The organism is Collinsella sp. HCP3S3_E5, assembly GCF_052067635.1.
GTDB lineage: Bacteria > Actinomycetota > Coriobacteriia > Coriobacteriales > Coriobacteriaceae > Collinsella.
This window is the reverse complement of sequence record NZ_JBQHQF010000061.1, coordinates 1-707: the sequence shown is the minus strand read 5'-3', so window position 1 is coordinate 707 and position 707 is coordinate 1. Positions and strand designations below refer to the sequence as shown.

1 rRNA gene is annotated in these 707 nt (G+C 54.3%); it reads right to left on the bottom strand.

The window, feature by feature from the left end:
- Positions 1-616: 616 nt before the first annotated feature.
- Positions 617-707, bottom strand: a 5S ribosomal RNA gene (gene rrf / locus ACTM82_RS08980); the annotation flags it as partial.

Sequence of the window (707 nt, the reverse complement as noted above, 5' to 3'; positions counted from 1 at the left end):
TGCGCCGGTTCCCGGTCCGACCGGGCCGCGCGGCAAGGAGATATATTGCCAGACCGGAGGGGCCCGCGGGGCGGGAATCCAGCACTCCATATTTTGTTCACAAATGAACCAGAGGGCCCTGGAATCCGACAGGGTCTAATCGACGATCGTATATCTCAGACAGACCGTATGACCTCGGTGTTCATGCTGTCCGATGTATACGTATCGGTTATAGACCCAAACCAGAATTAAATAGCACCTAGGAGATAGATTGCGACGGTTCCCCTTATAAAGCCTTTACGCGACAAAGGACCCCGCCAGACAGCGCTGGAGCCCCATTAGTGTGCAATCCTAGCCGAAAGACGTGAAACGCGAGAAAAGATTGATTTGTAATCTAAATTGGCAGATCCATCTAGGAAATACGCAACCAGCCAAAGGAGCGTTCCTAAGTGCGGACTGTAAAGAACGAGTCCCAAAAACAGGCCTCGAAAAGAATCAACCCACTTCATATGCTATTGCAACTTCAGAATAAAGAAATCAACTATCTAGAGCCACGGATCAATACAAACGCAAAAAAGGGGGAGACCGCGAGGCCTCCCCCTTCTCGATTCTCGATGACGGCTCGGTGCCGTCCACCGGTCAGCGGCGCCCTGGCCTCCCACGGGCTGGCCCCGCAGTACTCTCGGCGCGATGGGGCTTAGCTTCCGGGTTCGGAACGGGACCGGGCG